Genomic DNA, 13,635 nt, shown 5'->3' on the forward strand with positions numbered 1-13,635 from the left:
ATCCCGTGTTGGCCTGCACTATACGACATGAAAACCATAATGTCGGCGGCAGGACCGGTCATCATCTCTGACCGTGACAGGCCTTTCGCTTTCGATTATCGCTTTGCCCATGAAACTGCCGACCGATCCCGCCGCCAACCTCGCGACCCTCATACGCTGCGCTTCCGTAACACCCGCCGAGGGCGGTGCGCTGGCCGCATTGGAAGGCATGCTTAAACCGCTCGGCTTTTCCGTCGAACGCCCGGTGTTTTCCGAAGACGGCACGCCCGATATCGAGAACCTTTATGCGCGCCGCTCCGGCAATGGGCCGCATCTGATGTTTGCCGGCCATACCGACGTGGTGCCGGTGGGCGACGAGGCGTCGTGGACGCATCCGCCTTTCGCCGCCGAGATCGCCAAGGGCGAGATGTACGGCCGCGGCGCCGTCGACATGAAGGGCGGCATCGCCTGTTTCATCGCCGCCGTGGCGCGCCATGTCGAGAACAAGGGCGGCCCTAAAGGCTCGGTCTCGCTGCTGATCACCGGTGATGAAGAAGGCCCGGCCATCAACGGCACGACAAAACTGCTCGACTGGGCGGCGGCCAAGGGCGAGAAATGGGATGCCTCGATCGTCGGCGAGCCGACCAATCCAGACGCGCTCGGCGACATGATCAAGATCGGCCGGCGTGGCTCGATGTCGGGCAGCGTCACCGTTAACGGCCGCCAGGGCCATGTCGCCTATCCTTTGCTTGCCGACAATCCGGTGCGCGGCCTGATGAGCCTGGTCGAGGCCTTGCTCCACCCCGTCTTCGACAAGGGCACGAAGGATTTCCAGCCGACCAATCTGGAAGTGACCTCGATCGATGTCGGCAATCCGGCGACCAATGTCATCCCGGCCAAGGCGACCGCCACCTTCAACATCCGCTTTAACGACAGCTGGACGGCCGAGACGGTACAGGCAGAGATCCACAACCGCCTCGACCAGGCGGCCAAGCGCAAGAAATACCGGACCGGCAAGAAGACCCCCGTCGACTATGAGCTTGTCTGGCGCGACCGGCCGAGCCACGTTTTCCTGACGCGCGACGACAAACTCATCGACACGCTGCGTGGCTCGATCAAGGCGGCGGTCGGCAAGGAGCCGGCGCTCTCCACCTCAGGCGGCACTTCGGACGCCCGTTTCATCAAGGATTATTGCCCGGTGGTCGAGTTTGGGCTGGTCGGCAAGACCATGCATATGGTCGATGAACGCGTCGCATTGGCCGACCTCGAAACGCTGACCCAGATCTACCAGCGCTTCATAGAAGACTGGTTCGAGCAAGGCTGATCATGCTTTCGGTTGACGAGACCTATTCATCGCTTACCGGCGCCTGGCGGCTGATGCTCGGCAAGGTCGACGGCTTGCGGCTGCTCGACCTGTCGGCGGACGGCTTCTGGAATTCCTTCTTTGCCATCGTCGTCGCCGCGCCGGCGATGATCGTCGGCTGGGTCGGCACTGCCAACGAGATCGGCGACCCGAATGCGTTCGCCGGTCGGCTGGGCATGTTGATCCGCCTGGCAACCGTCGACCTCGGCTCGTGGCTGCTGCCGCTGGTCGCGCTTGCCTTGGTCGCGTCGCGTGCCGGCATCGGCGACCGCTTCGTTCACTACGTCGTCGCCAGCAACTGGGCGTCGGCAATCACCGCCTGGATGCTGCTGCCATCGGCGTTGATCAGGCTCTTCCTGCCGTCCGGCAACCCATTCGCCGAGTTGGTGTGGCTGGTTCTGGTGGTGCTGTCGCTGGTCCTCACCTGGCGGATGACCAACGTCGCGATCGGCAAGGGCGCGGCTGTCGGCACCGCCGTTTTCACAGGCATGCTGGTGGTGTCTCTGGCCGTCTTGTTCGGCCTTGTGGCGCTGCTCGGTATTACCGTACCGACGGCCGCCCCGGCCTAGGACCCATCGGGGTAATCGACACCGACCAGAAAAAGCCCGTCGGGCGGCGCCACCTGGCCGCAGGCGGCGCGGTCTTGCGCGTCGAGCGCGGCCTTGAGGTCGGCAGCCGTCCAGCCGCCGTCGCCGACGCGTTTCAGCGACCCGACCATGGAGCGCACCTGGTTGTGCAGGAATGAGCGCGCCGAGGCCCTGACCTCGATCAGGTCACCCTGGCGGCTCACATCGAGCCGCTCCAGCGTCCGCACCGGACTGTTGGCCTGGCATTGCGTCGAGCGGAAGGTGGTAAAGTCATGTCGGCCGAGCAGGACTTTCGCCGCTTCGTGCATGGCGTCGGCGTCGAGCCGCTTCGGCACCCACCAGACCTTGCCCTTTTCCATCGCAGCCGGCGCGCGCCGGTTGAGGATGCGGTAGAGATAGTGCCGCCCGGTGGCCGAGAAACGGGCATCGAAATCGTCGGGGACAAGCGTCGCCTGCAGGATGGCGACGTGCGCACCCGCCGCCTGCAGATGCGCGTTGATGGCGTCGCGCACCTTATCGTTGGGCCACGCCTTGGCGAGGTCGACATGCGCCACCTGGGCGGTCGCATGCACGCCGGCGTCGGTACGGCCGGCCGCGCGCAACCGCACCGCCTCGCCGCTGAATTTCTCGATCGCCTGCTCTATCGCCTGCTGCACCGAAGGCTGATCCGCCTGGTGTTGCCAGCCGGCGAAGAGGCTGCCGTCATATTCGATATCGAGACGAAAACGCGGCATGGGCGATCTGCACTCGCCTAGAGCCGGAAGATTTCAGGTCGAATCGACCTGAAATCTGAATCCGGCTCTAAATCAAAGAGATAGAGCATGATGTCGTCCGAAAACCGCTTCACACTTTTCGGCATCATGCTCAGGCGGCGAGTGCGGTAAAGGCCTGGGCGTAAACCAGTTTGCCTTTTTCGGGTGAGTCACCCCAGGCCAGCGCCTGCAGCGCCTCACCCTGGTATTCGCTCTCGAACTTTTCGGCGCGCGCATGGTTGTAGCCGAAGCGGCCGTAATAGGCCGGATCGCCCAAGACAACGGCGAGCACTTCGCCGGCGTCCTTGAGGCGGATATGCGCCTCGCGGATCAGCGCACCACCAATGCCCGAACCATGGAACGAAGGTTCCACCGCCAACGGCGCCAGCGCCACCGCCGGGAAACTCTTGCCGCCATTCTGCACATACAGCCTGGAGAACAGGATGTGGCCGACCACCTGGCCGTCTTCTTCCGCCACAAGCTCGACAACGGCGTCGCCGCCGGTGACCAACGCGTCGACCAGACCGGCCTCCGCCTGCTGGCCGAATGCGTGTTCCTCGACGAAGCGAATAGCCTCGCGATCCCGCGGCGTTGCCGCGCGTATCGACATCATGCTCATGAGAATTTCATTCCTTTTTCGATCTTGGCCCCGCGCAGAAACTCCTGCGCGGCAGCGGGCCTTCCGCCCGCCCGTTGAACTTCGACCAGCCTGATTGCGCCTGTTCCGCAGGCGACCGTCAGGCGGTCATCGAGAATTCCTCCCGACTCGCCCATGCCTTCAGAAAGCGTGCCTTCCGAAAGCGTCGAGCGAAGCAGTTTCAGCCGTTCTGTGCGGCCACCAATATCGGCCTCGCACCACGCGCCAGGGAATGGCGACAGGCCGCGAATATGATTGTGGACCTCGCCAGCCGGCCGCGTCCAGTCAACACGCGTCTCCGATTTGTCGATTTTCCTGGCGTAGGTCACCCCGTCAGTCGCCTGCAAGGTGGATGCCAGCGTATTTGTCTCCAATCGGGACAGCGCTTCCACCATCAGGGTGGCGCCAATGTTCATCAAGCGATCATGCAGGTCGCCGGCCGTCATATCGGGTCCGATGGCGCATTTTTCAACCAGTGCCACCGGGCCGGTGTCCAGGCCCTCTTCCATATGCATCACCATCATGCCGGTCTCAGTATCGCCGGCCATGATGGCACGCTGGATGGGAGCAGCACCACGCCATCGCGGCAAAAGCGAGGCATGGCCGTTGATACAGCCGAGCCGCGGGGCCTCCAGAATAGCCTTCGGCAACAACAGGCCATAGGCGACGACGACGGCGACATCGGCCTGCAAGGCGCGGAAAGCGGCCTGCTCACCCTCGCTCTTCAGTGAAATCGGTGTGCGTACCGCGACATCAAGCCGCTCGGCCTCGCGCTGCACCGGCGACGGCGTCAGTTCCAGCCCACGGCGGCCTGCGGCGCGCGGCGGCTGGGTGTAAACGGCTGCTATCTCGTGTCCCGCCTCGGCGATCGCGCGCAGCACCGGCACCGAAAACTCCGGCGTGCCCATGAAGATGACGCGGAGCGACATCTTCTTATCCCACCAGCTTGCCCGGCGCCTTGTCCTTGGCGAGCTTCTTGAACTTCTTGACCACCATGTCGCGTTTAAGCTTCGAGATGTGGTCGATGAACAGCACGCCGTTGAGGTGGTCGATCTCGTGCTGCAGGCAGGTCGCCATCAGGCCTTCGGCCTCGATCTCCTGCAGTTTGCCGTCGCGGTCGAGATATTTCACCCGCACCGAAGCCGGCCGTTCGACCTCGGCATAATAGTCCGGGATCGACAGGCAGCCTTCCTCGTAGACCGACCGCGCGTCGGCGCTTTCGAGCACTTCGGGATTGATGAAGACATGCGGCGCCGGCGTCTCGTCTTCCTTGGCGAGGTCGATGACCAGCATGCGCAGCGGCTCGCCGATCTGGATTGCGGCGAGCCCGATGCCCGGAGCGTCATACATGGTCTCCAGCATGTCGTCGGCCAGTTTGCGCACGGACGCGTCGACGCGTTCGAGCGGTTTGGAAACCTGGCGCAGGATGGGATCGGGAAGGATGATGAGCGGCTTGATCGACATGGCGTCTCACCTAAGACGCCATGCGAAAAGCGTCAACGGGGCGGTTTGCGCCCGTTCACGTTTTGATCTGTGCCAGACCGGCGAATCGGCTATGCTGGCGACATGAACGACCTGAACTCCATCCTTTCCGAACCTGTGGCCCAGCTTGGCGCCACGACGATCACGCTCGGCCATGCGCTGGCCTTCGGCGCGATCGTGTTTCTCGGCCTGTTCCTGGCGCTGGTGGTTGCCCTGTGGCGGTCGGCCAGGGCGCGCACCATCGCCGCCGCGGAAGCCGCCGACCACGCCCGCGACGCCGAGGCGCGGATGGCCGGCATTCTGCAAAGCCAAGCCGAGATGCAGGGCCGCATGGGCGCCATCGCCGAGGTGTTCGGCGCAAGGCAGGCCGAACTCAACCAGTCGATCGGCCAGCGCCTCGACGCCATGACCGGCCGCCTCGGCCAGACCATGACCGAGCAGACCAAATCGACGCATGAAAGCCTGGCGAAATTGCAGGAGCGGCTGGCCGTCATCGATACCGCGCAAGGCAACATCCAGTCGCTTGCCGGCCAAGTCGTGCAGTTGCAGGCGATCCTGTCCAACAAGCAGACGCGCGGCGCCTTCGGCCAGTCGCGCATGGAGGCGATCGTCGCCGACGGCCTGCCGATGGGCGCCTATGAATTCCAGGCGACGTTGTCGAACGGCAGCCGGCCCGACTGCCTGGTGAGGATGCCGAATGGCGCTCCGTCGCTGGCCATCGACGCCAAGTTTCCGCTCGAAGCCTGGAACGCCATTCGCGCCGCCGATGGCGCCGACTTGCAGAAGGTCGCGGCCCAGGCCTTCCGCCGCGACATCGAGATCCATGTCCGCGATATCTCGGAAAAATATTTGATCCAGGGTGAGACGCAGGACACCGCCTTCATGTTCGTGCCGTCAGAATCGGTGTTCGCCGAAATCCACGAGAATTTCGACGCGGTCATCCAGAAGGCGCACCGCGCCCGTGTCATCATCGTTTCGCCGTCACTGCTGATGCTGTCGATCCAGGTCATCCAGGCGATCCTCAAGGATGCCCGCATGCGCGAGCAGGCGCATCTGATCCAGGGCGAAGTGATCCGGCTGATGGAAGACGTAGCGCGCGTCGACGAACGCGTGCGCCGGCTGCAGACGCACTTCGGCCAGTCGGCCAAGGATATTGACGAGATCCTGGTGTCGACATCGAAGGTGACCAGGCGCGGCCAGAAGATCGAGGCGCTGGAGTTCGGCGAAAGCGAACCTGAAGTGCGCGGCGGCGGACCCGCCAAGGCCGAACCCGGGGTGCGGGTGGCGGATTCCAAGACGGGCCAGCTCAGGCTCCGTGTCGTCGAAGGCGACGATTAGACCGTAGCGACGATTACGTGTGCCTGGATTTTGGCCGCAACCTCGCCGTTGCCATGCCTGGCTGCAATCACGGCAGCGACATGATCGGTTGCCGCTTCCAGTTTTCCCGCATCCCTGGCCTCGATCTCGGTGCGAAGAAGCGTTCCCTGGCAATAGGCAACCGCCGGAAGCCGCGGCGAGGATGCACGGCTTTGTTCGGCCCTCGTCTCGATCGCCACACGGGAGAAACCTGCGCCTTCCACCTCGCTGCGGATCAGAGCCGTGTCATGGTAGCCGTGCGGCGTACGGGCGAGAAAGCGCGGCGGGTCGTCCGGAAAGATCTCCGCAAGAGCGTTCGTCACATCATTGGCGAACATATTCTCCTCGATGCGATCCCACACGTTGAACAGGAAATGGCCTCCGGGCTTCAGGACCCGCTTTGCTTCGCGATAGCCGGCGGTGCGGTCGGGAAAGAACATCGCGCCGAACTGGCAGCAAACGAGATCGAAGGCCGCATCTTCAAACGGCAGCGCCAGTGCATCCGCCTGACGCCATTGGATGCGACTGTCGGGAGCTTGCCGCGAAGCCGCAAAGTCGAGCATCGGCTGGTTGAGATCGGTCACGACATAGCTCGCGCCGGGAGACAGTTTTGGCGCCAATGCGCGGGTGACGACCCCGGTGCCTGCGGCGACTTCCAGGACAGCGCCGGGCGACAAGGCCGCTGCCCGTCGTGCCATATCCGCGGCGAACGGCTCGAAAATCAACGGCACCATGTAGCGGTCGTAGTTTTCTGGAATCGAGCCGGCAAAGATCTTGTCTGTTTCCAGCATCGCTACCACCCGCATTCTGTTTGATGGCGAGCCTAGCACATAATTCTGTTTGGGCCGCGTTTAACCGGAACGCAGGGTGCTACTGCGCCTCTACGATGCTTACGCCCTCGAATTCCGGAAGCCAGTGCAGGGCCGATCGGTGCCATTTCTGCTGGGTCGGAACCAGATCCTCGCGTTGCCGCGCGGTCCCGGTCCTGATCCCATAGACCTTCGGGCCGTCGCCAACCGACGTAGCGTAAAGATGCGAGCCGCAGTCGCCGCAAAAGGCTTGGGCGCGCTTGGCGCCGCTCGATCCTGTCTTGATATAGACCTTCGGCGTGCCTTTGGTGATCCTGTAGTGATCCTCAGGTGCGGGAACGGTGACACGAAAGGCGGTGCCGGTCAGTTGCTGGCAATCCGTGCAATGACAGATGGAGGTCTTTTCCGGGTCGACCTCTGCTTCATAAGTTATGGCGCCGCAATGGCACCCACCGTCGATTTTCATCGTCACTCCTCCAAAAGTCGCTCAATCTTAGCCGAGCGATGCGGGAAGGCAACGGCGCCGCGCTAGGCCAGAGGCGGATCGGACGCAGCCTCGATAACCTTGCGCCGGCGTTCCCAGGTTCCCGTCGTCTGCGGCTTGACGAACAGCCTGGTGATCTCCGGCATCTCTTTCTTCAAGAGCGCCTCCAGGCGCTCGACGCAGGCTTCGATCTCGGGCGCCGTCAGATGATCCTCGAACTCGATGCTGAGGCCAGCGACGATCTGTTGTGGCCCGAGGTGGACGGTGAGAACGCCGTTGGCCCGTTGCACCGCCGGATCCTGCTGGGCGATCGCCAGCACCTTGGCCTGTACTTCCGGCGAGGCCGTCTCGCCGATGAGCAGGCCCTTGCTTTCCCGCGCCAGGAAGATGGCGGTAGCACCGAGGATCACCGCGATGCCGATCGAGGCGGCGCCGTCGAGTTCGGGCATGTCGAGGACCTCCGCCGCCAGGATGCCGGCGAAGGCGACGACGAGGCCAAGGAGCGCGGCGCTGTCCTCGAACAGGATCGTGTAAACACTCGGATCCTTGCTCGATTGCACGGCCTGCAGCCAGCCCTGCTTGCCCTTTTGCTGGCGGAACTCCTTCAGCGCCACATACCAGGAGCTGCCCTCGAACAGCATCGAGAGGCCAAGCACGATGTAGTTGATTTTGGGATTGGCGACCGGCTCGGGCGCCATGATGTGGATGACCCCCTCGTAGAACGACACCCCGGCGCCGAGCGCAAAGACGAGCAGGGCGACGATAAAGCTCCAGAAATACAGCTCGCGGCCATGGCCCAGCGGATGTGTGCGGTCCGGCGGCCGGGCAGCGCCGTGCATGCCGTAGAGCAGCAGGCCGCCATTGCCGGTGTCGACCAGCGAGTGCACGCCTTCCGACAGCATGGCCGAGCTGCCGGTGAAGAAGGCGGCGACGAATTTGGTCAGCGCAATGGCGAGATTGCCGGCAAGCGCCGCGTAGATGACCGTCTTCGACCCGCCATGCGCTGCCATGCTGTCCCTCCAAGGCACCCAATGTAACGGCCCTGCGACCGAAGCTCTACGGGCATCACAACGCGTCAGACGCCCGGTCGTTCAGGCCCTTGAAGGCTGGCTGGAGAAAAAGACGCCGCTATTCGATGATCTCGTCCGTCCAGACCTTAAAGCTGGCCAGCGTGCCCGGCCCGAAAATGTGGGTCAGCGGCACGTCGGCGGCGTCGCGGCCGGAGGCAATCAGGATGCGGCCGATGCGCGGGGAATTGTTGCGCGGATCGAAGACATGCCAGCGGCCGCCGAGATAGACCTCCATCCAGGCGGCGAAATCCATGCTCGCCCAAGGCTTCGGCATGCCGATGTCGCTGATGTAGCCGGTGCAGTAGCGGGTCGGGATGTTGAGCGCGCGGCAGAAGGCGACGGCGAGATGGGCAAAGTCGCGGCAGACGCCGCTTTGCTCGCGATAGGCTTCGGCCGCGGTGCGCGTCGGCCGCGCATTGCCGTAGCTGAAGACGATGTGGTTGTGGACGAAGTCGCAGACCGCCTGGACGCGTGGGACGCCGAGCGGTGTGTTGCCGAACAGCCGCCATGCGTCATTGGCCAAAAGATCACTTTCGCAGAAGCGGCTGGGCAACAGGAACAGCAGTGTGTCCGAGGGCAAGTCGCGCACCTCGTGCTGCCAGGCCATCAGGTCGCCCATCTCGAAGGTGCCGGGATCGCGAATGACTGAATCGGTGCCGAAGGTGAAGCGTCCGGGTGGCGCGATGAAGCGGTTGCACCAATTGCCGAAACTGTCGCGGTAGCTCTGAATCGGCACGGCCGGATTGGAGGTCAGGAAATCCGGACGCTCGAGATCGGATGCGCGGGAGTAATGGACGTTGAGCATCGCGATCAGCGGCGTTTCCTGCGGAAAGTCGAAGCTCATCTCGCAGCCGATGTGAATTCGCATCTGTGTCCTGACCGACCTGCCTGATCATCGCCCGGCAGGAAGCGCGGCCTGATGCTGCAGTGCGAAGACAACCATGGCACGGACCGGCATGGTTTACGAGCAAATTAGAAAGCGGTTGAAAGCGGCCCGCTGGCGCCGGCGACAGGCGCCAGCCCCCTTGCAGTCCGGCGTTTCTCTTGTTTCACTTGGCGTCCCAGCAATTGGAGGACCGAATCATGGCTAAAGGTGCGATGAAGGCGGGCAAGGAAGCCCGCAAGCCGAAGAAGGACGCCAAGAAGCCCGCCGCGGCTCCGGCGCTCAAGGCGCCTCCCGTCAAGGCGATCAGGCTCAAGGACAAGTAAGTCGCTCGGACCGAAATCCGGGCAATCCGTTTCGGCGCAGATTTTTACACCGGCGGCATGAGCAATGCCGCCGGTGTTTTGTTGATCGGGCAGGCGAAGCCGCCTATACCGAAGCCGCGAGGACGACCTCGCGCCTTCCCCGAAAAAACCGGCCGGGACGACCCGCCATCCTCATGGAATGGAGTGCATCCCGATGTCGTGGATTTTTCTGTTTTTCGCCGGCCTGTTCGAGATCGGCTGGGCAATCGGCCTCAAATACACCGACGGCTTCTCGAAGCCGCTGCCGACGGTGCTCACCGTCGCGTCGATGATCGTCAGCCTGGGGCTGCTCGGTCTGGCGCTGAAGACGCTGCCTGTCGGTACGGCCTATGCGGTGTGGACCGGCATCGGCACGGTCGGCACGGCGCTGCTCGGCATCTGGCTGCTGGGCGAGCCGGCAACCGCGATCCGGCTCGGCTGCATTGCGCTCATCGTCTGCGGCATCATGGGGTTGAAGCTGGCCGCCTAGACCGAGGAAATCGGCGCACAAATACGTACAGGGCCGCTGGAAGGCGACCCTGATGTCCGATCGTTTCGATCGAAGCGTTAGCGGGCGGAGAAGCCCGGAGGCGTCCGGCCGGTGCGCTGCTTGCGCGCCGCATAGCGTGCGTCGCGCTTGGCCTTGCGTTCGGCTTCGTCAGCCAGCAAACGGGCGATGCGCTCGTTTTCTTCGGCTTCCTTGATCTTCGCTTCAGCCTGCGCTGCCTCTTCGGCGGCAATACGCGCCGCTTCGGCTGCTGCCTCGCGCTCGGCCTTCTCGACCGCCTCGCGTGCCAGCTTTTCCTGCTTCAGCCTGGCCTTTTCGGCCTCGCGCTTTTCACGCGCCTCGAGGATCGCCTTGCGTTCGGCCTGTCTTGCCAGCACTGCAGGATCATCTGCCGCCGGCTTTGACTTGAAGCGCTCCAGAAGCGCCTTCTTTGCCTCGTTCGCGGCATTGCGCCGCTCGAAAATGTCTTTTTCCCTGTAGATAGCCAAGTCCACTTCCCTGAAGTCAATTCGCGACGCTTACATACGCGCGAAAACCGATAGTTCAAGCGCCAAAACGGAATGCCAGCCATGAAATTCTACGCTGTTGCAGCCAGGAGACGCGCTTTTGCCGACCAAAGCCGACAGAAGCTGGCTGAAACAGACATGCACTGTTCATCATCCTCCCCTCTGGCGGCAAGGCGGCTCGGTCGCTACCTAAAGCGCGTCGCGCTTTCGGTCTTTTGTTTCTGTGCATGTCGTTCTCTCAAAACCGGGACCACTTTTGAGCGACATGCTCTAGCCGCAAAACCCAACCATTGGATGACAGATCATGGAACTCGGTCTCTACACTTTTGCCGACGTCAGTCCCGAGCCCGGCCCCGGCGCGATCGGCCCGCATGAGCGGCTGCGCAACCTGATCGAAGAGATCGAGCTGGCCGACCAGGTCGGCCTCGATGTCTTTGGTCTCGGCGAACATCACCGCCCCGACTATGCCGCTTCAGCACCGGTGGTGGCGCTGGCCGCCGCCGCTGAACGTACCAAGCGTATCAAGCTGACCAGCGCGGTCACTGTTTTGTCCTCCGACGATCCGGTGCGCGTCTTCCAGCAGTTCGCGACGCTCGACCTTCTGTCGGGCGGCCGGGCCGAGATCATGGCCGGGCGCGGTTCGTTCATCGAATCCTTCCCGCTGTTCGGCTACAATCTCGAAGACTATGACGAACTGTTCGCCGAAAAGCTCGATTTGCTCCTAGCGATACGCGACAGTGTGAAAGTCACCTGGTCCGGCAATCTGCGCGCGGCAATCAACGACCGTGGCGTCTATCCGCGCCCGTTGCAGGACAAATTGCCGATCTGGATCGCCATTGGCGGAACGCCGCAATCGGCTGCCCGCGCCGGCGTGCTCGGCCTGCCGCTGGCGCTGGCCATTATCGGCGGCGAGCCGGCGCGCTTTGCGCCGCTGTTCGACATCTACCGCGAGGCTGCGAAGCGTGCCGGCACCGGCCCCACGGGGCTTGCCACCAGCATCAATGTGCACGGCTTCATCGCCGGGACCACCGAGCAGGCGGCCGACGATTTCTACGGCCCGCAGGCCGAAGTGATGAACCGCATCGGCCGCGAGCGCGGCTGGGGTCCCACGTCGCGGGCGCATTTCGATCAGTCGCGTGGCCCAAACGGCGCGCTGTTCGTCGGCAATCCTGAAGCTGTGGCGGAAAAGATCGTCGCCCAGCACAAGATCTTCAACAACGATCGCTTCTTGCTGCAGATGGCGATCGGCACCATGCCGCACGCCAAGATAATGAAGGCGATCGAACTCTACGGCACCAAGGTGGCGCCGATCGTGCGCAAGGAAACGGCGAAGTCGGCGCCGGCTCTCGCGGTGCCGGCGGCCTGACCGACAGGCTGGCGGCCTGCCATTAGCCGGCGGCCGCCATCATCTCGGCATGATGGGCCTCGTCGCTTCGTCGGCCGGAACATGCACTCGATGCACAATTCCTGGGCGGCGACGGTCTGTTGCGTGCCGACTGTGGCGCCGGGGCCGTTGCACCAGACGTGTTGACTGGCTCCGATCCCCAAAAGCCGGCTCATGGAACCTTGCCCGGCACTCTGCGTTTGAGGACAGCAGTCAGCCACGCGTCTGATGCACGCGTCTGATGGCGCGTTACTGGCGGTGAGGGGGTACCCATGAAAACCGAACCCGCTGCTCCGGGCGCCGGCACAGCCATATCGGACGACCCGCGAGTCGTCGCGCGCGCGGACACGCATCTGATGCGTTCGCTGCTCATCGGCATTTTCATCCTGATGGCAATTTACGCGCTCTATTTCGCCCGCGCCTTCTTCATGCCGGTCATCCTCGCCTTCCTGCTCACGCTGACCCTGACGCCGATCGTGCGCTTCCTGCGCAAGCGCGGCATTCCCGAACTGGTGTCGGCGACGTTGCTTGTCGTGCTGTCGGTGTGCCTCGTTGCCATCGCAGGCTACCTGCTCAGCGGTCCGGTCATCGACCTCCTCAACAACACCTCGTCGATCGGCCAGCAACTGACCGAGCGGCTGGCGCAATTGCGGCGCCCGCTCGAGAGGATCATGCAAATCTCGCATCAGATCGAACAGATGACCGAGACCTCGCAGGAGCCGGGCATCCAGAAAGTGGCGGTGGCGCAATCCGGCATCCTGTCGGCGGCCGCCAGCAATGTCCTGGCAGCAGGCACAAGCTTCACCATCATCTTCGTGCTGTCACTGTTCCTGCTGGCATCGGGCACGATGTTCTACGAGAAGATCATCCAGTCCTTCGCCAGCCTCAGCGAAAAGAAGCGGGCCTTGCGCGTCGTCTATGACGTCGAGCGCGAGATCTCGCACTATCTGCTCACCGTCACGATCATAAATGCCGGTCTCGGCGCCGTCATCGGCCTTGGCCTGTGGGCGCTCGGCATGCCCAATCCGCTGGTCTGGGGCGTCGCCGCCGCTCTGCTCAACTTCCTGCCCTATGTCGGCGCACTGTTGACCATCGTGCTTGTCACGGTGATGGCGCTGATCAGCTTCGACACCATCTCCTACGCGCTTTTGGCGCCGGCCTTTGTCTTATTGTGCGACATCATCGAGGGCCAGTTCGTGACGCCGATGGTGGTCGGCCGGCGCCTCGAGATCAACGCCGTGGCGATCTTCATCGCCATCGCCTTCTGGTCCTGGCTGTGGGGCTTCGTCGGCGCGCTGATGGCCGTGCCGCTGCTGGTCGTCATCAAAGTGTTCTGCGACCATTTCGAAGGCCTCGGCCATGTCGGCAACTTCCTCGCCGCACAGCAGACGGCGGTCGTGGTGGAGGACGAAGCGGCCGAGGAGAATGGCGAGGCCAAGGCATAGAGGCCGGTACTGCTTGTCGTCTCGTGTTTGTCGTCTTCGGGCCGAG

General features: G+C 63.3%; 16 protein-coding genes. 7 read left to right on the plus strand and 9 right to left on the minus strand.

Going from position 1 to position 13,635, the window contains the following annotated elements; translation table 11 throughout:
• Positions 1-109: 109 nt before the first annotated feature.
• Both dapE and AC04SH_RS07385 read left to right on the plus strand, forming a co-directional pair.
• Positions 110-1,303 (plus strand): succinyl-diaminopimelate desuccinylase, encoded by a 1,194-nt coding sequence (gene dapE, locus AC04SH_RS07380; RefSeq protein ID WP_488574508.1) that lies wholly within the window; start codon positions 110-112, stop codon positions 1,301-1,303.
• A 2-nt stretch (positions 1,304-1,305) separates the two neighbouring features.
• Positions 1,306-1,911 (plus strand): transporter, encoded by a 606-nt coding sequence (locus tag AC04SH_RS07385; RefSeq protein ID WP_488574509.1) that lies wholly within the window; start codon positions 1,306-1,308, stop codon positions 1,909-1,911.
• On the opposite strand, the gene truA is transcribed toward AC04SH_RS07385, so the two are convergent.
• The 4 genes from truA to def form a co-directional block, all read right to left on the minus strand.
• Positions 1,908-2,663, minus strand: coding sequence for a tRNA pseudouridine(38-40) synthase TruA (gene truA, locus AC04SH_RS07390; protein ID WP_488574510.1), 756 nt, complete (start codon positions 2,661-2,663; stop codon positions 1,908-1,910). The genes AC04SH_RS07385 and truA overlap by 4 nt on opposite strands.
• A 130-nt stretch (positions 2,664-2,793) precedes the next feature.
• Positions 2,794-3,300, minus strand: coding sequence for a GNAT family N-acetyltransferase (locus tag AC04SH_RS07395; protein ID WP_488574511.1), 507 nt, complete (start codon positions 3,298-3,300; stop codon positions 2,794-2,796).
• The gene (gene fmt / locus AC04SH_RS07400; protein WP_488574512.1) at positions 3,297-4,247 is read right to left on the minus strand and encodes a methionyl-tRNA formyltransferase; all 951 of its coding nucleotides are present in this window, start codon (positions 4,245-4,247) and stop codon (positions 3,297-3,299) included. Before fmt ends, AC04SH_RS07395 begins: the two co-directional genes overlap by 4 nt.
• A gap of 4 nt (positions 4,248-4,251) precedes the next feature.
• Positions 4,252-4,782 carry a peptide deformylase gene (gene def / locus AC04SH_RS07405; protein WP_477232227.1) on the minus strand — a complete coding sequence of 177 codons (531 nt, stop codon included), beginning with the start codon at positions 4,780-4,782 and terminating at the stop codon, positions 4,252-4,254.
• A gap of 102 nt (positions 4,783-4,884) precedes the next feature.
• Between def and AC04SH_RS07410 the strand changes: the two genes are divergently transcribed.
• Positions 4,885-6,138, plus strand: a complete 1,254-nt coding sequence (locus AC04SH_RS07410; protein ID WP_488574513.1) for a DNA recombination protein RmuC — start codon at positions 4,885-4,887, stop codon at positions 6,136-6,138.
• On the opposite strand, the gene AC04SH_RS07415 is transcribed toward AC04SH_RS07410, so the two are convergent.
• From AC04SH_RS07415 to AC04SH_RS07430, 4 genes are all read right to left on the minus strand, one after another.
• Positions 6,135-6,947 carry a class I SAM-dependent methyltransferase gene (locus AC04SH_RS07415; RefSeq protein WP_488574514.1) on the minus strand — a complete coding sequence of 271 codons (813 nt, stop codon included), beginning with the start codon at positions 6,945-6,947 and terminating at the stop codon, positions 6,135-6,137. The two genes, AC04SH_RS07410 and AC04SH_RS07415, sit on opposite strands and share 4 nt — an antisense overlap.
• A 79-nt stretch (positions 6,948-7,026) precedes the next feature.
• Positions 7,027-7,431, minus strand: coding sequence for a GFA family protein (locus tag AC04SH_RS07420; protein ID WP_488574515.1), 405 nt, complete (start codon positions 7,429-7,431; stop codon positions 7,027-7,029).
• Between the two features lie 62 nt (positions 7,432-7,493).
• Positions 7,494-8,459, minus strand: coding sequence for a cation diffusion facilitator family transporter (locus tag AC04SH_RS07425; RefSeq protein ID WP_488574516.1), 966 nt, complete (start codon positions 8,457-8,459; stop codon positions 7,494-7,496).
• Positions 8,460-8,577: 118 nt separating this feature from the next.
• Positions 8,578-9,387, minus strand: a complete 810-nt coding sequence (locus AC04SH_RS07430) for a transglutaminase-like domain-containing protein (protein ID WP_488574517.1) — start codon at positions 9,385-9,387, stop codon at positions 8,578-8,580.
• A 215-nt stretch (positions 9,388-9,602) separates the two neighbouring features.
• Between AC04SH_RS07430 and AC04SH_RS07435 the strand changes: the two genes are divergently transcribed.
• Together AC04SH_RS07435 and sugE are read left to right on the plus strand one after the other, a co-directional pair.
• A complete protein-coding gene (locus tag AC04SH_RS07435) occupies positions 9,603-9,728 on the plus strand; it encodes a hypothetical protein (protein WP_112559036.1) in 126 nt (41 codons plus the stop codon).
• Positions 9,729-9,921: 193 nt separating this feature from the next.
• Entirely contained in the window at positions 9,922-10,236 is a 315-nt protein-coding gene (gene sugE, locus AC04SH_RS07440) for a quaternary ammonium compound efflux SMR transporter SugE (RefSeq protein ID WP_181059856.1), read from the plus strand.
• 77 nt (positions 10,237-10,313) lie between these two features.
• On the opposite strand, the gene AC04SH_RS07445 is transcribed toward sugE, so the two are convergent.
• On the minus strand, positions 10,314-10,742 hold the full coding sequence (locus tag AC04SH_RS07445; protein WP_112559037.1) for a DUF6481 family protein: 429 nt from the start codon (positions 10,740-10,742) through the stop codon (positions 10,314-10,316).
• A 322-nt stretch (positions 10,743-11,064) separates the two neighbouring features.
• Between AC04SH_RS07445 and AC04SH_RS07450 the strand changes: the two genes are divergently transcribed.
• Both AC04SH_RS07450 and AC04SH_RS07455 read left to right on the plus strand, forming a co-directional pair.
• Positions 11,065-12,126 carry an LLM class flavin-dependent oxidoreductase gene (locus tag AC04SH_RS07450; protein WP_488574518.1) on the plus strand — a complete coding sequence of 354 codons (1,062 nt, stop codon included), beginning with the start codon at positions 11,065-11,067 and terminating at the stop codon, positions 12,124-12,126.
• Positions 12,127-12,416: 290 nt separating this feature from the next.
• Positions 12,417-13,589 (plus strand): AI-2E family transporter, encoded by a 1,173-nt coding sequence (locus AC04SH_RS07455; RefSeq protein WP_488574519.1) that lies wholly within the window; start codon positions 12,417-12,419, stop codon positions 13,587-13,589.
• The last annotated feature ends 46 nt before the right edge of the window (positions 13,590-13,635 follow it).

This window comes from Mesorhizobium sp. CNPSo 4688 (assembly GCF_057784295.1).

Excerpts from the sequence above, each read along its gene's own strand:
- AC04SH_RS07450 (WP_488574518.1), top strand. The coding sequence starts at position 11,065 with ATGGAACTCGGTCTCTACACTTTTGCCGACGTCAGTCCCGAGCCCGGC.
- truA (WP_488574510.1), bottom strand. The coding sequence starts at position 2,663 with ATGCCGCGTTTTCGTCTCGATATCGAATATGACGGCAGCCTCTTCGCC.
- dapE (WP_488574508.1), top strand. The coding sequence starts at position 110 with ATGAAACTGCCGACCGATCCCGCCGCCAACCTCGCGACCCTCATACGC.
- AC04SH_RS07415 (WP_488574514.1), bottom strand. The coding sequence starts at position 6,947 with ATGCTGGAAACAGACAAGATCTTTGCCGGCTCGATTCCAGAAAACTAC.
- AC04SH_RS07410 (WP_488574513.1), top strand. The coding sequence starts at position 4,885 with ATGAACGACCTGAACTCCATCCTTTCCGAACCTGTGGCCCAGCTTGGC.
- AC04SH_RS07430 (WP_488574517.1), bottom strand. The coding sequence starts at position 9,387 with ATGCGAATTCACATCGGCTGCGAGATGAGCTTCGACTTTCCGCAGGAA.
- AC04SH_RS07425 (WP_488574516.1), bottom strand. The coding sequence starts at position 8,459 with ATGGCAGCGCATGGCGGGTCGAAGACGGTCATCTACGCGGCGCTTGCC.
- AC04SH_RS07435 (WP_112559036.1), top strand. The coding sequence starts at position 9,603 with ATGGCTAAAGGTGCGATGAAGGCGGGCAAGGAAGCCCGCAAGCCGAAG.
- AC04SH_RS07420 (WP_488574515.1), bottom strand. The coding sequence starts at position 7,431 with ATGAAAATCGACGGTGGGTGCCATTGCGGCGCCATAACTTATGAAGCA.
- fmt (WP_488574512.1), bottom strand. The coding sequence starts at position 4,247 with ATGTCGCTCCGCGTCATCTTCATGGGCACGCCGGAGTTTTCGGTGCCG.
- AC04SH_RS07385 (WP_488574509.1), top strand. The coding sequence starts at position 1,306 with ATGCTTTCGGTTGACGAGACCTATTCATCGCTTACCGGCGCCTGGCGG.
- def (WP_477232227.1), bottom strand. The coding sequence starts at position 4,782 with ATGTCGATCAAGCCGCTCATCATCCTTCCCGATCCCATCCTGCGCCAG.
- AC04SH_RS07455 (WP_488574519.1), top strand. The coding sequence starts at position 12,417 with ATGAAAACCGAACCCGCTGCTCCGGGCGCCGGCACAGCCATATCGGAC.
- sugE (WP_181059856.1), top strand. The coding sequence starts at position 9,922 with ATGTCGTGGATTTTTCTGTTTTTCGCCGGCCTGTTCGAGATCGGCTGG.
- AC04SH_RS07395 (WP_488574511.1), bottom strand. The coding sequence starts at position 3,300 with ATGAGCATGATGTCGATACGCGCGGCAACGCCGCGGGATCGCGAGGCT.